This is a genomic window from Shewanella sp. VK101 (assembly GCF_056497865.1).
Window position 1 is genome coordinate 1,058,580 of the sequence record NZ_CM151402.1, and the last position, 15,755, is coordinate 1,074,334.

Genomic DNA, 15,755 nt, shown 5'->3' on the forward strand with positions numbered 1-15,755 from the left:
GTTCGGCCGGGGATTCCCTCCGCAGCAGCCAAACTCGCTGAATTGCATTGTCTTAACGGCATCATCTCCTGACAAATTAGGCGAAAGAATAGGGGATAGCCAGTCGTCTGTCAATTTAGACGTCTAGATGTTTTTACTTCTATGTTGATTTTGTGCACTGAGCACGACTCAGGGAAAACTGCTTGAAAAAAATTTAGACATCTGGATGTCTGTTTGCTAGCTTGATATCAAACTTAAAACTGCATTACTCGTCATCAAGGAGCGCGAGATGAAACTGGAATCCCTGGCGTTGCACCATGGTTATGAATCGGAAGCCACCACCAAGTCGGCGGCGGTGCCCATCTATCAGACGACGTCCTATACCTTCGACGATACTCAACACGGCGCCGATCTGTTTGACCTCAAGGTGCCCGGCAATATTTACAGTCGCATCATGAACCCCACCAACGCCGTGCTCGAAGCCAGAATGGCGGCCATCGAAGGCGGCATTGGCGCGCTGGCGCTGGCCTCTGGAATGGCGGCCATCACCTATGCGCTGCAGGCGCTGACGGAAGTGGGCGACAACATAGTCAGCAGCAGCCAGCTCTACGGCGGCACCTATAACCTGTTCGCCCATACTCTGCCGCGCCAGGGGGTTGAGGTGCGCATGGCGTCGTTCGATGACTTCGATACCCTGGAGTCGCTTATTGATGAACGCACCAAGGCGGTATTTTGTGAATCCATAGGCAACCCCGCCGGCAATATTGTCGATATCGCGCGTCTGGCAGAAATTGCCCACAAACATGGTGTGCCCTTGGTGGTGGATAACACTGTGGCGACCCCTGTGCTGTGCCGCCCCTTCGAACATGGCGCCGATATCGTCGTCCACTCGCTCACCAAGTATGTCGGTGGCCACGGCACCACAGTGGGCGGGGTGATCATCGATTCGGGCAAGTTTGACTGGGTCGCCAATAAACACAGATTTGCTGTGCTCAATCAGCCGGACCCCTCCTACCATGGGGTGGTGTATACCGAAGCCTTCGGCGCGGCCGCTTATATCGGCCGTTGCCGGGTGGTGCCGCTGCGTAATACCGGCGCGGCTCTATCGCCACACAGCGCCTTTTTACTGTTGCAGGGGCTGGAGACCTTGAGCCTGCGGATGGAGCGTCATTGCAGCAATGCCGAAGCGCTGGCAAGTTACCTGCAGTCCCATCCGCTGGTGAGCTGGGTCAATTATGGCGCCCTGACAGACAGCCCTTATAAGGCCGATTGCGACAAAATCACCTCGGGTAAGGCGTCCGGCATTATCAGCTTTGGTATCAAGGGGGGCAAAGAGGCCGGCGGGCGCTTTATCGATGCGCTGCAGATGATCTTGCGTCTGGTGAATATAGGCGATGCCAAGTCACTGGCGTGTCACCCTGCCACCACGACCCACAGGCAGCTCAACGCCGAGGAGTTGGCTCGCGCCGGGGTGAGTGAAGATCTGCTCCGGATCTCTGTGGGAATTGAGCATATAGACGACATCATCAGCGATGTGGCCCAGGCGCTGGAAGCCTCCCAGGCTTGATGACATCATCAAAAAGCCCCGCCAAGCGGGGCTAATACTTATCTGGCGTCCAGCTCGGACTTCAATGCACGTATTTCAGCCTCTTTGGCACTGATCTTGGCGGCTGTTTTAGCCTCTTCCTCGGCCAGTTCTCGCTGATATTTGGCGACCTTATCGACTTTGCCCTTGCGCTCGGCCTCGGCGATATCTGCCTTCAGTTCGGCGCGATCTTCAGCCAGCTCTTCACGTAACTCGCGAATATCATCCTGCTTGTCACGGATCTTGTTTGCCAATTCATCGCGTGAATCTTGCTGTTTTTTAATTTCACCGGCCTCAGTGCAGTGGGCACGGACTTCGGCCAGCGCCGTTTCCAGCCCTCGTACTCTGTGGCTGTTGTTATGCTCTTTGGCATAAGAGATCTGTTTTTCGATTTCGGCTTCTTTTTTGGCGCAATGACCACCGGCCAGGGCGGGGAGCGAAAACAGAGCCAGGGAAAATAGGGCTATGTGGGTCAGTTTCATAAATCACCAAGGATGGAGTAAGAGGCCGCCATTCTAGCAAAACCTTCAATCTATGGCTGTCAGACCTATCCCAAAGGCGCCCGCAGGCGCCTTTGAGTTGGTTTATTGTGACAGCAGCCGGGCTCTGGACTTCTGGTAGAAGTAAGCCACCCCGAGCAGCAAGGCACCAATCAGCATGAAGACGATGATCTTTTGCAGCAGCTCGGCGGCGGCCATATCCAGCAGTAATACCTTGAGGCAACTGATGGCAAACAGACCTGCGGCCAGTTTGAGCATAATCTGACAGCCGGGACGCAGGCTGAGGAACATCAGCCAGCAGCCGTGGGACACCATGAGCACTGTGCTTAAGGTGGCATCGAATCCGGTTGGCATCTGGTAGGCCAGTGGCAGATAGGCCAGCAGCAACAGGGCATGCCAGGCGATAAACACCATATTGGTCGGCAACTGCTGACGATAGCGTCTCATGGCCAATGGCCGTTTACGGATAAACAGCGCCAGCAAGGCCAGGTTGCAAGCTTGTGCCAGCGCCATCAGCCAAGGTTCGGAGGGCCGGGTCAGGACATCGAGCTGCAAATATTGCAGGCTGTCGAGCCAGGTAATCCAGGGCAGCAGCAAGGCGATAAAGAAGCTGGCAAAGGCAAAGGGGTAACCCGGGCGCAGGGCCTTGAGCGGTTTGCGGCTGAGCAGGATAAAGAAGTAGCCACTCAGCACCACACTGCTAAGTGCCAGAGTGTGGCTGAACAAGACCTCCAGGCTGTGACTGACCACCGCCAGCAGCAGGGCGCCATAGAAGGGTGACAACTGCCAGCCGAATCGGCAGGGGCCTTGCCAGAGCCTTGGCAGGGACGGATAGCGCCACAGCAGCAGACCGGAATAGAGACTGCCCAGCAGCAGTGCGATAAGCCCAGGCCATTGTCCTGCCAGGCAAGCAAAAGCGGTTTGGGCTATAGCCAGCACCAACAGTACATCCGCTTCGCGTTTCAGTATCGGCTGCCTGAACTTGCGGGCCAATACTAAGCTGACAAAGCAGGATAACCACAAGGCCGGGGCCAGCCAATCTTCAAAGCGAAGGGCGATTTTGGGCAGCCACAGCAGTGGCAATAGCACCAGGCAGGCCAGGCGAGTGTACCAGGCCAAACGCCTAAGTTCGCCCTTGGGATGGAAGCGCCGGTATGCATACCAGGCCAGTAACAGACAGAGGAACAGCTCTACCCTGGCGATTTGCGCATACAGCGGCTGAGCGCGGAAACTCAGGCTATGCACATCCACGGCAGCGAAGATGACCTGAGCCGCCAGCGGTAACAACAAGGCCCAGGCCAAGGTCTCGCTGACCCTGAGTTGTTGCCTGCGTGCGAGTAGCAGCAAGGTCAGACTCAATCCGGGAATTATCACCAGGAAGTAGCTTTCACTTATCAGCCAGGCGCTAACCAGGGCTAAAGACACCAGCAGCACGTTGGCAAGCTCGCGTCCCAGCTGCAGCAGTTGTTGCTCCCAGCGGCTGAGCTCGGGCTGTTTGCCCAGCAGTTGGTTAAAGCCAAACAGCGTAAGCGTGCTTAGCCCCCAAGCCAGCAGCGGCAGTGACAAGAGCGCCGGCGCTTCATTGATCATATCGCCAAGGGCCAACAGGTTGATGACCAGTCCAAGAGCCAGCAGGGTGATGGCCTCGATTCGCAGCGAGGCTTGCTGCTCTCGGCAACCTAGCCACATCAACAGCAAGGCTTCGAGCAGTAACACCAGCCCCAGCAGCTCACCACTGAGCAGGCTGAGCGCGGCAAAACCGAGACAGGCACCGGTCGCCAGCCACAATAGCGTCTGCAGCTGTTTGTCTTGTTTAAGCCAGAGCGACAGGCCGATAAGCACGGCGGCGTTGGCCAGCAGCAGCTCGCCGGCATGGGGGCTGAACTGACTCAGGCTATAGACCAAAAAGGCCAGCAAGGCCGCCGGCAGAGCCAGCAGTCTGTGGCTGAGGCCTTCCCGGCCAAACAGCCAAAGGCTGCCAAGGCCATAACCATAGAAGAGGCCATGCAGGGAGATGAGCGCCAGAACTCCCATTATCCCTTGCCCTTGCAGCGGCAGCTCGACAAAGAAACTCAGGCTCTCGATACAGGCGATGTGCAGTATGGCTGTCGTTTCCAGCAGCACAGGCCAACGTATCTTGTGACTCAAGAGTAAAGAGCAGCCACCAATCAGCAGCAGGAAGGGTAGATACATCAAAGGCGCCTGACTGCCGGAAAGCAGCATCAGTGGTGCCAGGGAGCCACCCAGCAAGGCGACTATGCTGATGACTCTGGCTTCCAGTTTCAGCGCCAGACTGTAACCGGCCACAGTGATAAGTAACAGCAGCAGATAGCTGACGCCATCCGGTACCAGCTCGAAGTAGGGACCGACAAAATAGGCACACAGATAGTTGATAATCAGCCCAAGGCCCACCAGACCCGAGCCGAAATCGGCCATCGCTCGTTGCCGTTTGCGGATAAAGGCCCCCAAAGCCAGAATGCCATTGGCGCAGACAAAGCCAGTCAAGGCCTTTCCTGTGTCCGACAGCCAGTGGTTCATGGAATACTGCAGCAGATAACCAAAGCCCAGAGTCATGGCGATAATCCCTGCCAGGGTCATCATAAATACCGGGCCCTGACCTTTGGCTTGATAGTGCTGATAAAAATCTTTGGCTTGTGCGAAGAGTCCCAGCAGGGGGCTCAGCATAGCGGCAAAAAAAGCGGCCACAGCCTGATCAAACTTACGCCCCCAGTTGGGAGTCTGCTGCCCTCGACCCTCTTGTGTTTGGGGCGATACTCTTTGGGCGGCGGAGGATTTCGAATCAGAGGGTCTCGAAGCGGAAGATTTCGAAGCGAAGGATTCAGAAGCGGTTTGCGCTTTGGCTGCAACTGGCGTTGCTGCAATCTCCACCCTTGCCGGTTTGGTGTGCTCGATAGGTTTTATATCGGCCTTACGCTGCCAGGCGTCCTGGCGCTGGGTCTGTGACTCCGAGAAGAAGTCGGCAGCTTTGGGCTCGGCCTGAGGCTCATTGGGCCCAGGTATTGCTGACGGCTCGGCAACCTTGGGCGCCAAAGGCTGAGCTTGCTCTTCGGCAAGCTGATTGACGGCCGCAAACAGCGCCTCGATTCTTTGTTCTATCGCGTCGAGGCGGATATCTGTCCTGATTTCCAGGTTAGTCTCTTTGAGTTTGAGATCTTCAAGCTCGCGCCTGAGATGTTGGAGTTCTTCCGTTAACTGCATGCTGCTTTCCTGATGCTAATCGCATTTGCGTAGGCTGCGGGCATTTTAAACGCGCGGCTCTGTCCTGACCAGCGATCGGCTCAGGTTTTGGGAAATTTCCGCTACCCATTTATCGTATTTGTCATGGGAAGATGAGAGAAAACTGAACAGCAGGCAGAGGCCTCTCGCGTCTTGCCGGTGGCATAGGTACAATGAGCGGCATGCAAACTCGCCCAACGTGGGGTGAGCGGACTCACTGCAGAAGGATGGCCTTAATGCACGTACATATTCTGGGGATCTGTGGCACTTTTATGGGGGGCTTGGCGTTGCTGGCTCGCGCCATGGGACATAAGGTCACCGGCTCCGATGCCAATGTTTACCCACCCATGAGTACCCAGCTTGAGCAGCAGGGGATAGACCTTATTCAGGGGTTTGACCCGTCACAGCTGGATCCCAAGCCGGATCTCGTGGTGATAGGCAATGCCATGAGCCGCGGCAACCCCTGTGTGGAAGCCGTACTCAACCGTGGCCTGAAATACACCTCGGGTCCGCAGTTTCTGCATGACCATATATTGCCCGAACGTTGGGTATTGGCCGTTTCCGGTACCCATGGCAAAACCTCTACCGCCAGCATGTTGGCCTGGATCCTCGAAGCCTGCGGCTATCAACCTGGCTTTTTGATTGGTGGGGTGCCGCAGAATTTCGGCATTTCGGCCAGGTTGGGCGAGTCGCCCTTCTTTGTGGTCGAGGCCGACGAATATGACAGCGCTTTCTTCGACAAGCGCTCCAAGTTTGTGCATTACCAGCCAAGAACCTTGGTGATCAACAACCTGGAGTTCGACCATGCCGACATCTTCGACGATCTCAAGGCGATACAGAAGCAGTTTCACCATCTGCTCAGAATCGTGCCGGGGGATGGCCGGGTGATCTGGCCGCAAGACAGCCAGGCGGTTGCCGGCGTGATAGCCAAGGGCTGCTGGAGTGAGCAGGAAACCTTGAGCCATGAAGCCGGCCAGGGGGACTGGAGCGCCAGGATGTTGGCAGACGATGGTCACGAATTTGAGCTATTTTTCCGCGGTAAATCCCAGGGCGTTTTGAGCTGGGGTCTGATTGGGCGCCACAACATAGACAACGCCACTATGGCGATAGCCGCGGCGCGTCATGTTGGGGTCTTACCGGTAGATGCGCTCAAGGCGCTGGCAGACTTTACCCCGCCCAAGCGCCGTCTCGAGTTGCTGGGCAGCGTAGATGAGGTCAGCGTTTATGACGACTTTGCCCATCACCCAACGGCAATCGCCACTACTCTTCAGGGGATGCGCGCCAAGGTGGGCCAGGGCAAAATCACTGTCGTGCTCGAGCCCCGCTCCAACACCATGAAGCAAGGGGTGCATAAAGACACACTGGCCAACTCTATGGCCCTGGCCGATGAGGCCGTGTTGTATCAGGCGGATAATATCGATTGGGATATTGCCGCGGCCATGGAGGCGGCGCCGCTGCCGGTGCAGGTTTTGCACGACATAGATGAGATAGTGGCCAAGGTCAGTGGTGAAGCCAAGCCCGGCGATACCGTGCTGATCATGAGCAATGGCGGCTTTGGCGGTCTGCATCAAAAGTTGCTCCAGGCCCTTAAAGCCAGAAGTGGCGAGGTCAAAGCGTGAAATATCAGCAGATTAAGAGTATCAGCCTCGCCTGGACCGGCGCCTCCGGGGCGCCCTATGGGCTGAGGCTGCTGGAGTGCTTGCTCAAGGCCGAGTTTCGGGTTTTTCTGATGGTGTCCAGCGCCGCTCGGGTGGTGCTGGCAACGGAACATGGGCTCAAACTCAGCAGCGCACCGGACAAGGCCACAGAGCAGCTCAGAAAACTGTTTCCCGAAGGCGGTGAGCTGAGGGTGCTCGGCAAGGATGAGTGGTTCTCTCCGCCGGCGTCCGGCTCGGCGGCGCCAAAGCAGATGGTGATCTGTCCCTGCTCAACCGGCACTTTGGCCGCGGTGGCCACCGGCATGAGTAACAGCCTGCTGGAGCGGGCCGCCGATGTAGTGCTCAAGGAGCGCGGTCAGTTGTTGTTGGTGCCCAGAGAGACACCTTTCAACGCCATTCATCTCGAACATATGTTGAAACTCAGCCAACTGGGCGCCATCATAATGCCGGCCGCCCCCGGCTTTTATCATCATCCCAAATCCATTGAAGATCTGATAGACTTCATGGTCGCCCGGATCCTGGATCATCTGGGTGTCGAACATGCATTAACGGATCGCTGGGGTTATGACAAACCCAAAGACAGTGAGATCGACAATTGAGAGTGATATGAAACACACCACCGAAGTGATGATCTCGGCAGAAGAGATCAACCAGAAACTGGATGAATTAGCCGAGCGCATCAATGCGCATTATGCCAATGCCGACAAGTTGCTGATGGTCGGCCTGCTCAAGGGCTCAGTGGTCTTTATGGCCGATCTCTGCCGTCGGATTAAGGGCCATGTAGAGATCGACTTTATGTCTGTTTCCAGCTATGGCAATGCCATGACCAGCTCTAGAGACGTGAAGATACTCAAAGATGTTCAGTCGGAAATCGCCGATCGTGATGTGTTGATCGTCGAAGATCTGATTGACTCGGGCAATACGCTCAACAAGGTACGCGAAATGCTGCTGCTGCGTGAGCCAAAGAGCCTGACTCTCTGTACTCTGCTGGACAAGCCGGACCGCCGCGAAGTCGACGTGCCGGTAGACTTTGTCGGTTTTACTATTCCTGATGAATTCGTGGTCGGTTATGGCATCGACTACGCCGAGCAGTACCGCAACCTGCCTTATATCGCCAAGGTGATCCCGCAGGAGTAAGCAAGCTGTGATTTCGGCTTTGTTTGTATAGTAAGACGGACTCCCGCCACGGCGGGAGTCTTGCTTTTTGCGTCCCGGGCCGCTGCCGATACCTCAGGTATTGGAGGCTCTTTAGGAGAAACATCTATGACGACCAAAGCTCTGGCGTTGGAGCTGGACAATCTTAAGAAGACCTATAAGGGCGGTGTCGAAGCCGTCAAAGGGATTAGCCTGAATGTGGCTCAGGGCGACTTTTTTGCCTTGCTCGGCCCCAACGGTGCCGGTAAGTCCACCACTATCGGTATCATAAGCTCGCTGGTGCATAAGAGTGGCGGCAGTGTGCGGGTCTTTGGCCATGATCTGGATAAAGAGCTGGAGCAGGCCAAATTGTGTATCGGCCTGGTGCCGCAGGAATTCAACTTCAATCAGTTCGAGACAGTGCTGCAAATCGTGGTTAACCAGGCCGGTTATTACGGTGTGCCCAGAGACGAAGCCCACAAGCGGGCCGAGAAATACCTCAGGCAACTGGATCTCTGGGACAAGCGCAACAGCCAATCCCGGCAGCTTTCCGGCGGCATGAAGCGGCGTTTGATGATAGCCAGGGCCTTGATGCACGAGCCCAAACTTTTGATCCTCGATGAGCCCACCGCCGGGGTGGATATAGAACTGCGGCGCTCCATGTGGGAGTTTCTCAAAAAAATAAACGCTGAAGGCGTCACCATCATACTGACGACCCACTATCTGGAAGAAGCGGAAATGCTCTGCCGCAACATAGGCATTATCGATAAGGGTGTACTGGTGGAGTGCACCAGTATGAAATCCCTGCTGTCGAAACTGGATATGGAAACCTTTGTGTTGGATATCAAGCAGCCGCTTGTTGAGGTACCCAAACTTGGCGATATCACAGTCAGGCTTACCGATCCGGCGACCCTGGAAGTGGACTTGGTGAAGTCCCACAGCCTGAACGCCGTCTTCGGTTTACTGAGCGAGCAGGGGGTTGAGGTGCTATCCATGCGTAACAAGGCCAATCGATTGGAGGAGTTGTTTGTGAAACTGGTTGAGAATGCCCAAGGAGGCCAGGCATGAGAGGTCTGTATCTGGTTGCCTTCAAGAGTATTTTAATCAAGGAAATTACCCGTTTTACCCGCATCTGGGTACAGACGCTGGTACCGCCGGCGATCACCATGACACTGTATTTCCTGATCTTCGGTAATCTGGTGGGCAGTCGCATCGGTGAGATGGGCGGGGTGTCCTACATGGAGTTTATCGCCCCGGGCCTTATCATGATGTCGGTGATTACCAACTCCTATTCCAATGTGGCATCTTCCTTTTTCAGCGCCAAGTTCCAGCGTAACCTGGAAGAGCTGATAGTGGCGCCTGTGCCCCACTATGTGATGATAGCCGGCTATGTCGGTGGCGGTGTCGCCCGTGGATTGCTGGTGGGCCTGATAGTGACCCTGGTGGCCATGTTCTTTGTCGATCTCAGTGTGCAGCACTTGGGATTGGTGATAGTCACAGTGTTTCTGACCTCAGTGCTGTTTGCCCTTGGCGGCCTTATCAATGCTGTGTTTGCCAAGAGCTTCGACGATATCAGCATCATCCCCACCTTTGTGTTGACGCCGCTGACCTATCTTGGCGGGGTGTTTTACTCGCTGTCGCTGCTGCCTGACTTTTGGCGTGGCGTATCGGCGCTGAACCCTGTGGTGTATATGATCAACGTGTTCCGCTATGGTTTCCTGGGATTTGCCGATATGAGCGTGCCGCTGTCCATTGGCGTGATGCTGGGGTTTTGTGCGGGTCTGTGGTTGCTGGCTTATTACCTGATCTCCCGTGGGATAGGGCTGCGCAGCTGATTCAGGGCTGAGCCTCGGATTTTTGCTGCAGCAACTTTCTGTGTTGCTGCAGCTTGGCTATCTTGTCATCATTGGCGCGTTTGAGCTCATCAAAATGGGCGTTTATCTTGCCGCGTTGCTCAACAAAAGCGGGGTCTTCCCGCTCCAGTTTCTGCCAATAGCGTTGCCGCTCCTGCTTTTGTAGCTCGCTGGCCCGCAATATTTCCAGATAGCTGTTTTCCTGCTGCAGCCGATAGACTTCGGCTTCCAGTCGCTGCAATAGCTTGTCTTCTGGCAGGCTGTCGTTCTCCAAAAGGGATTGCAGCGGATCAACTCTTTCTCCCTCGGCCGTTTCCGTGGTCACGCCATACTGATATTCAATCTTGTGCTGTTTGAAGGCTTGCGGGCAGGGAAGCTGGCTGAATACCACCTTGTCCTCTTTGATACATTTATAGACGGTACCTGCCTGAACTTGCGAAGCGAGCAGCAGTGCAGCAAAGAGCCAGAGTCTGGGCTGTCCGGGCAACATTGGGGCGGGAATCCTTTCGTTACATATCTAAAACAAGTGTAACCAATATGACTCAAACCTTTATTGAAGACCAGTTTTTGACTAAGGAAATTTTTTTGGCGACCTGGAAAAAGGTCTTCGGAAGAAAGAGGGGGAAGATTTCCCCCTCCCTAAAGAAAGGATATCAGCGTGACAGCGTCATATTGTCTATGAGGCGAGCCTTGCCAAGATAAGCGGCGGCCAGGATCACCAGCGACTTGTCATCGCTGCTCACAGGTTTGAGGCTTGAAGCCTCACGCACTTCCAGATAGTCGGGCTCAAGCCCGGCGGCGCGCAGGAACTCCTTGGCATTGCTGATGGCCTGGTCGATATCCTGCCCCAGTACAATCGCCTCGGCCAGTTTATCCATGCTTGCCTTGAGCTTGGGCGCCAGTGCTTTTTCGGCTTCGGTGAGATAACCATTGCGCGAACTCAGTGCCAGGCCGGAATCCTCGCGAACGGTTTCTACCCCTATGACCTCGATGGGCAGCGACAGGTCGGCCACCATGGTCTTGATCACCAGAAGCTGCTGGTAGTCCTTACGGCCAAACAGGGCGATGTCAGGCTGAACTATATTGAATAGCTTACAGACTATGGTCGCGACCCCGCGAAAGTGCCCTGGACGGCTGGCGCCGCAAAGCTCATCGGAGATCCCGGGGACTTCCACAAAGGTCTGGGCATCCAGCCCTTTGGGGTAGATAAGCTCGGGTGTTGGGGTAAACAGCAGCTCGCAGCCGGCTTCGGTCAGTTTCTGTTGATCGGCGCCCAGGGTGCGGGGATAAGCATCGAGATCCTCATTCTTGCCAAACTGCAGTGGATTGACAAAAATCGAGGACACCACGTGATCGGCGCGGCGCGCGGCTTCGAGGATTAAACTCACATGTCCCTGGTGCAGATTGCCCATGGTAGGGACAAAGGCTACGGTTTCCCCTTTTTGGCGCCATTCCCGTACCCGGGCACGGATCTCATCTATCTTGGCTGTGGTCAGCATAATCTGGCGAATCCCCGGCTCAGTTAAAGGTGTGCTCTTCTGCGGGGAATTGTCCCTGCTGAACTTCGTCGATATAGGCCTTCACGGCCTCACGGATTTCACCTGTCTGCTTAAGGTAGTTCTTGGAAAAGCGCGGGATATAGCCGCTGGAGATCCCGAGTACATCGTGCATCACCAGAATTTGGCCATCAGTATCCTTGCCGGCCCCTATGCCGATCACCGGAATTTGCAGCGCTTCGGTTATCTGTTTTGCCAGCGAAGCCGGTACGCACTCGAGTACCAACAACTGGGCCCCGGCACCTTCCAGTGCCTTGGCCTCATCCAGGATCCGCTGGGCGTTGTCGGCATCGCGGCCCTGTACCTTGAAACCACCGAACACGTGCACCGATTGTGGCGTCAGTCCCAGGTGGGCGCAGACAGGAATGCCGCGCTCGGTCAACATGGAAACCGTTTCCAGCAACCATTGGCCACCTTCAATCTTGACCATGTTGGCACCGGCCTGCATCAGCTTGGTAGCATTGGTCATCGCCTGCTCGGGAGTGGCATAACTCATGAAGGGCAGATCGGCCATCAACAAACTGCGGCTGATGCCGCGGCGAACACAACGGGTGTGATAGGCCATCTCCTCGACACTGACCGGCAAGGTATCATCGTGACCTTGCAGAACCATTCCCAATGAGTCTCCTACCAGCAGGACGTCTACACCTTCGCTGTCAAAAGCGGCGGCAAAACTGGCGTCATAAGCGGTCAGAGCGGTAAACTTTCTACCTTCCTGCTTGAATTTACGCAGGGTAGCTGTGGTGATTTTAGACATAATGCTCTTCTTATTAACCGAGTGAAGTGGTGTTATATGCCATGCGGCTTTGGACTGCAACGATCCGGCTCAGGTTCTCAGCCTGAGGGGTGGATCAGTTGCAGCGATTGGCGCATGGCATTGGTGATCAGCGTGGCTATGCCGGTGCCGCAGGGCAACACCAGCGAAGGATTGAGCTCTTCCAGTGGAATGAGGACAAACTCGCGGCTCTTGATGCCGTAGTGGGGCACTGTGAGCCTTGGGGTCTGTATCTGCTTATCGCCGTAGAGCAACAGGTCCAGATCCAGGGTTCTGGGGCCCCAGCGCACCAGGCGTTGTCGCCCTTGCTGTAACTCGATTTCCTGCAAGGCGTCAAGGAGTTCCAGCGGCGCCAGCTCGGTCTCGAAATAGGCCACCGCGTTGACATAGTCCGGCTGGGGAACATCGCCCATGGGAACCGAACGATAGTAGGATGAAACGCGAAAGCTGTTTTGCCGCGCCAGCTGTTGCAGCGCCAGGCAAGCACTGTCAAGCTGGCGCTCGGGAGAGTCCAGGTTGGCGCCCAGCGCCACATAGACTCCGGTCATCTTACTCGGCCGCCTGTGGTTTTTCGCTTGGGCGACGAGGCTTGCGGCGCCGGCGTTGATTGGCGTTACGGTTGCGGCTGCCGTTGGACTTACTGCCGCTGCGCACCAGTTGTTGCTTCTGTTCGTCATCAGACTCGACAAACTGTTGCCACCAACTGGCCTGCTTGGCCAGATTGCCGCCTTCGGCATTGGCTCTGAGCAGCAAGAGATCGTAGGCGGCGCGGAACTTGGGATGTTCCATCAGTTTAAAGGCGCGGCCCCCTTGAGAGCGTTCAAAGCGCATCTGTAACTGCCAGATATCCCGCGCCGGAGTGCTGAAGCGGCGGGGAATGCTTACCGAACGGCACTGCTGTTCGAGCACATCGCCCATGGCGGCAAAGAAGGCATCATAGGGGCTGAGACCGCTCTCCAAGGCGATATCCTGGGCGCGGTTTTGCAGCGGATACCAAAGGAGTGCGGCATAGAAGAAGGCCGGAGTCACAGGCTTGTCTTCACCAACGCGCACATCTGTGTTGTGCATCATTTCGCTCAGCAGTCTGGCAGCCGGGCCCTTGGGGTCGTCCCGCAGCAGGCTTTCCACCAGAGGGAAAATGGGCGCAAACAGTTGATATTCGCGCATCATCTGATAGTTGTTCAGCGCCTTACCGGCGAAAAACAGCTTGAGCACTTCTTCATACATACGCGCCGCCGGAATATCTTTCAGCAGCGGAGCCAAACTCTTGATGGGGGCCGCAGTGCGTTTTTCGATGGACATCCCAAGCTTGGTGGCAAAGCGCACGGCCCGCAGCATACGCACCGGGTCTTCCCGATAACGGGTCTCGGGATCGCCAATCAGTCGTAGGGTTCTGGCCTTAAGATCATGAATACCGCCGCCATAGCTGCGAATGGAGTAGTCGGCAATATTGTAATAGAGGGCGTTGACGGTAAAGTCGCGGCGCTCGGCGTCTTCATCTATGTCACCATAAACATTGTCGCGCAGCAGTCGTCCGGCCGAATTGACCTTGGAAATCTTCTCTTCGCTGTTGCCGTGGTGGCCGCGGAAGGTCGCCACTTCAATAACATCCCGGCCAAAGACGATATGGGCCAGGCGGAAACGACGGCCAACCAGGCGGCAGTTGCGAAACAGCTTCTTGATCTCTTCCGGAGTGGCATTGGTGACCACGTCAAAGTCTTTCGGCTCCAGTCCCAGCAGCAGATCGCGTACGCCGCCACCAACCAGATAGGCGTTAAAGCCAGACTTATGCAGGCGGTACAAAACCTTGAGCGCATTCTCGCTAATCTGTCTGCGGGAAATGCTGTGGCCATCGCGCGGGATAACCTCCAGGCTCAAACCTGTGTCTGTGTTGTCTTCTTGTTGAGCCTTGGCTGTCTGACCATCGTCAAACAACTGCTTACAAAACTGACTGATACGGCGAAAAATGGGACACCTCGGAACGTTAACGCAAAATAAGGGTTAAAAACTGGCGGCTATGATATACCAAATAGCAGGCGATGAGTATATCAGCGGCCGATGAGGATCTCTGTCTGCTTGGGAATGCTGTCTGGATCAAACTGAGCCACCGCCTGGGCCAACATCTGAGTCACATCGGCTTGGGGCGTGACAGCCGTCTGGCCGAGAAACTCGAGTGCCGCCAGCAGCGCCGGTTGTGGATGGCGTTTATCCACCGGTGTGGCATGGTTTTGCTTGGAAAGCTTGAGCCCTGCCTGGGTGCTGGCCAGTGGCAGATGAAAAAAGCTCGGTTCCTGAAATCCGAATTGGCGAAACAGGCTTATCTGTCGGCAACTGGCCTCCAAGAGGTCGGCTCCGCGGACTATCTCAGTGATGCCCTGAAAGGCGTCGTCCAGTACCACCGCCAGTTGATAGGCGTACAGACCATCGCTGCGCTTGATAATAAAGTCTTCTGCGGCGAAGGCTGGGTCGACACAGACTTTACCCAGATGACCATCGATAAACCGGGCAACCGCCAGTTGGTTGTGAATGCGAATGGCACCTTGCTTGAGTTGCAACTCCCGGCAGCGGCCGTCGTAAACACCACCTCTTTGCTGGATCTGTTTGCGGGTGCACTGACAATAGTAGGCCTGATTGGATTCCAGTAAGGCATCAATATGTTGCTGATAGTCTTGCAGACGCCGGCTCTGGTACAGCACTTCGCCATCCCAGTGCAGGCCGAAGGCTTCCAGGGTGCGCATTATGTCATCGGCTGCGCCGCTGACTTCTCTCGGGGGGTCGATATCTTCTATTCGCAGCAACCACTGCCCTTGCTTTGAGCGGGCGCGTAGATAACTGCCGAGGGCGGCAACAAGAGAGCCGAAATGCAAAGAGCCTGAAGGCGAGGGGGCGAAACGGCCTATGTAGGAAGTGTTGTTCATCAAGGGCTGAGTGACAAAAAAACGCGGGGCCAGTGTAACACTTGGCCCCGCGCTGCGGCAGATTAGATTAACCTGCCATCTGTTTTTCTTTGATCTCTGCCAGCGTTTTGCAGTCGATACACAGATCGGCTGTCGGTCTGGCTTCCAGACGACGGATGCCGATTTCGACGCCGCAGGATTCGCAGAAACCGAAGTCATCTTCTTCAATTTTCTGCAGTGTCTTTTCGATCTTCTTGATCAGCTTACGTTCGCGGTCGCGGGCGCGCAGTTCGAGGCTGAACTCTTCTTCCTGGGCGGCACGGTCAACCGGATCCGGGAAGTTTGCAGCTTCATCCTGCATATGGGTAAGAGTGCGATCCACCTCTTGACGCAACTGATTCCTCCATGCTTCAAGAATGGTCTTGAAGTGGCTCAGTTGTTGTGAGTTCATGTACTCCTCACCGGGTTTTTCCTGGTAAGGGTCTACACCAGCGATAGCGAGTACACCAAGTTTTTTAGTGCCTTCAGGCATAACGCATCTCCTGTTTCCATTTGCGTCGTAGGGCATTCTTATGAACGGC

General features: G+C 55.6%; 15 protein-coding genes. 6 read left to right on the top strand and 9 right to left on the bottom strand.

From position 1 onward, the window contains the following. Nucleotides 1-268: 268 nt before the first annotated feature. A complete protein-coding gene (locus tag ACSHSR_RS04740) occupies nucleotides 269-1,546 on the top strand; it encodes an O-acetylhomoserine aminocarboxypropyltransferase/cysteine synthase family protein (RefSeq protein WP_479631308.1) in 1,278 nt (425 codons plus the stop codon). Between the two features lie 38 nt (nucleotides 1,547-1,584). On the opposite strand, the gene ACSHSR_RS04745 is transcribed toward ACSHSR_RS04740, so the two are convergent. Next, complete coding sequence (locus tag ACSHSR_RS04745; RefSeq protein WP_054744608.1) at nucleotides 1,585-2,046, bottom strand: DUF1090 domain-containing protein; 462 nt, start codon at nucleotides 2,044-2,046, stop codon at nucleotides 1,585-1,587. 102 nt (nucleotides 2,047-2,148) lie between these two features. After that, on the bottom strand, nucleotides 2,149-5,283 hold the full coding sequence (locus tag ACSHSR_RS04750) for a DUF2339 domain-containing protein (RefSeq protein WP_479631309.1): 3,135 nt from the start codon (nucleotides 5,281-5,283) through the stop codon (nucleotides 2,149-2,151). Between the two features lie 254 nt (nucleotides 5,284-5,537). On the opposite strand from ACSHSR_RS04750, the gene mpl reads away from it, so the two are divergent. The 5 genes from mpl to ACSHSR_RS04775 all read left to right on the top strand — a co-directional run bounded on the left by mpl (nucleotide 5,538) and on the right by ACSHSR_RS04775 (nucleotide 9,928). Then, entirely contained in the window at nucleotides 5,538-6,920 is a 1,383-nt protein-coding gene (gene mpl, locus ACSHSR_RS04755) for a UDP-N-acetylmuramate:L-alanyl-gamma-D-glutamyl-meso-diaminopimelate ligase (protein ID WP_208159682.1), read from the top strand. Then, a complete protein-coding gene (locus tag ACSHSR_RS04760) occupies nucleotides 6,917-7,558 on the top strand; it encodes a flavin prenyltransferase UbiX (protein WP_025010042.1) in 642 nt (213 codons plus the stop codon). Before mpl ends, ACSHSR_RS04760 begins: the two co-directional genes overlap by 4 nt. A 7-nt stretch (nucleotides 7,559-7,565) precedes the next feature. Beyond that, nucleotides 7,566-8,096: a hypoxanthine phosphoribosyltransferase gene (hpt, locus tag ACSHSR_RS04765; RefSeq protein ID WP_025010043.1), complete on the top strand. Its 531-nt coding sequence runs from the start codon at nucleotides 7,566-7,568 to the stop codon at nucleotides 8,094-8,096. A 126-nt stretch (nucleotides 8,097-8,222) separates the two neighbouring features. Further along, nucleotides 8,223-9,161 (top strand): ABC transporter ATP-binding protein, encoded by a 939-nt coding sequence (locus ACSHSR_RS04770; protein ID WP_208159683.1) that lies wholly within the window; start codon nucleotides 8,223-8,225, stop codon nucleotides 9,159-9,161. Next, nucleotides 9,158-9,928 (top strand): ABC transporter permease, encoded by a 771-nt coding sequence (locus ACSHSR_RS04775; RefSeq protein WP_025010045.1) that lies wholly within the window; start codon nucleotides 9,158-9,160, stop codon nucleotides 9,926-9,928. The genes ACSHSR_RS04770 and ACSHSR_RS04775 overlap by 4 nt, the downstream gene beginning before the upstream one ends. Nucleotide 9,929: 1 nt before the next feature. On the opposite strand, the gene ACSHSR_RS04780 is transcribed toward ACSHSR_RS04775, so the two are convergent. From ACSHSR_RS04780 to dksA, 7 genes are all read right to left on the bottom strand, one after another. Next, the gene (locus tag ACSHSR_RS04780; RefSeq protein WP_051472735.1) at nucleotides 9,930-10,436 is read right to left on the bottom strand and encodes a DUF4124 domain-containing protein; all 507 of its coding nucleotides are present in this window, start codon (nucleotides 10,434-10,436) and stop codon (nucleotides 9,930-9,932) included. A gap of 163 nt (nucleotides 10,437-10,599) precedes the next feature. Further along, nucleotides 10,600-11,445 (bottom strand): pantoate--beta-alanine ligase, encoded by an 846-nt coding sequence (gene panC, locus ACSHSR_RS04785; RefSeq protein WP_208159684.1) that lies wholly within the window; start codon nucleotides 11,443-11,445, stop codon nucleotides 10,600-10,602. 19 nt (nucleotides 11,446-11,464) lie between these two features. Then, complete coding sequence (gene panB / locus ACSHSR_RS04790; protein ID WP_028780165.1) at nucleotides 11,465-12,259, bottom strand: 3-methyl-2-oxobutanoate hydroxymethyltransferase; 795 nt, start codon at nucleotides 12,257-12,259, stop codon at nucleotides 11,465-11,467. A 77-nt stretch (nucleotides 12,260-12,336) separates the two neighbouring features. Next, a complete protein-coding gene (folK, locus tag ACSHSR_RS04795) occupies nucleotides 12,337-12,825 on the bottom strand; it encodes a 2-amino-4-hydroxy-6-hydroxymethyldihydropteridine diphosphokinase (protein ID WP_101058258.1) in 489 nt (162 codons plus the stop codon). A gap of 1 nt (nucleotide 12,826) precedes the next feature. Beyond that, on the bottom strand, nucleotides 12,827-14,212 hold the full coding sequence (pcnB, locus tag ACSHSR_RS04800; protein WP_243893934.1) for a polynucleotide adenylyltransferase PcnB: 1,386 nt from the start codon (nucleotides 14,210-14,212) through the stop codon (nucleotides 12,827-12,829). A 113-nt stretch (nucleotides 14,213-14,325) separates the two neighbouring features. Beyond that, nucleotides 14,326-15,195, bottom strand: coding sequence for a tRNA glutamyl-Q(34) synthetase GluQRS (gluQRS, locus tag ACSHSR_RS04805; protein WP_025886961.1), 870 nt, complete (start codon nucleotides 15,193-15,195; stop codon nucleotides 14,326-14,328). A 67-nt stretch (nucleotides 15,196-15,262) separates the two neighbouring features. Continuing rightward, nucleotides 15,263-15,706, bottom strand: coding sequence for an RNA polymerase-binding protein DksA (gene dksA, locus ACSHSR_RS04810; protein ID WP_025010051.1), 444 nt, complete (start codon nucleotides 15,704-15,706; stop codon nucleotides 15,263-15,265). Nucleotides 15,707-15,755: the final 49 nt, after the last annotated feature.

Excerpts from the sequence above, each read along its gene's own strand:
- ACSHSR_RS04740 (WP_479631308.1), top strand. The coding sequence starts at position 269 with ATGAAACTGGAATCCCTGGCGTTGCACCATGGTTATGAATCGGAAGCC.
- ACSHSR_RS04745 (WP_054744608.1), bottom strand. The coding sequence starts at position 2,046 with ATGAAACTGACCCACATAGCCCTATTTTCCCTGGCTCTGTTTTCGCTC.
- ACSHSR_RS04750 (WP_479631309.1), bottom strand. The coding sequence starts at position 5,283 with ATGCAGTTAACGGAAGAACTCCAACATCTCAGGCGCGAGCTTGAAGAT.
- mpl (WP_208159682.1), top strand. The coding sequence starts at position 5,538 with ATGCACGTACATATTCTGGGGATCTGTGGCACTTTTATGGGGGGCTTG.
- hpt (WP_025010043.1), top strand. The coding sequence starts at position 7,566 with ATGAAACACACCACCGAAGTGATGATCTCGGCAGAAGAGATCAACCAG.
- ACSHSR_RS04770 (WP_208159683.1), top strand. The coding sequence starts at position 8,223 with ATGACGACCAAAGCTCTGGCGTTGGAGCTGGACAATCTTAAGAAGACC.
- ACSHSR_RS04775 (WP_025010045.1), top strand. The coding sequence starts at position 9,158 with ATGAGAGGTCTGTATCTGGTTGCCTTCAAGAGTATTTTAATCAAGGAA.
- ACSHSR_RS04780 (WP_051472735.1), bottom strand. The coding sequence starts at position 10,436 with ATGTTGCCCGGACAGCCCAGACTCTGGCTCTTTGCTGCACTGCTGCTC.
- panC (WP_208159684.1), bottom strand. The coding sequence starts at position 11,445 with ATGCTGACCACAGCCAAGATAGATGAGATCCGTGCCCGGGTACGGGAA.
- panB (WP_028780165.1), bottom strand. The coding sequence starts at position 12,259 with ATGTCTAAAATCACCACAGCTACCCTGCGTAAATTCAAGCAGGAAGGT.
- folK (WP_101058258.1), bottom strand. The coding sequence starts at position 12,825 with ATGACCGGAGTCTATGTGGCGCTGGGCGCCAACCTGGACTCTCCCGAG.
- gluQRS (WP_025886961.1), bottom strand. The coding sequence starts at position 15,195 with ATGAACAACACTTCCTACATAGGCCGTTTCGCCCCCTCGCCTTCAGGC.
- dksA (WP_025010051.1), bottom strand. The coding sequence starts at position 15,706 with ATGCCTGAAGGCACTAAAAAACTTGGTGTACTCGCTATCGCTGGTGTA.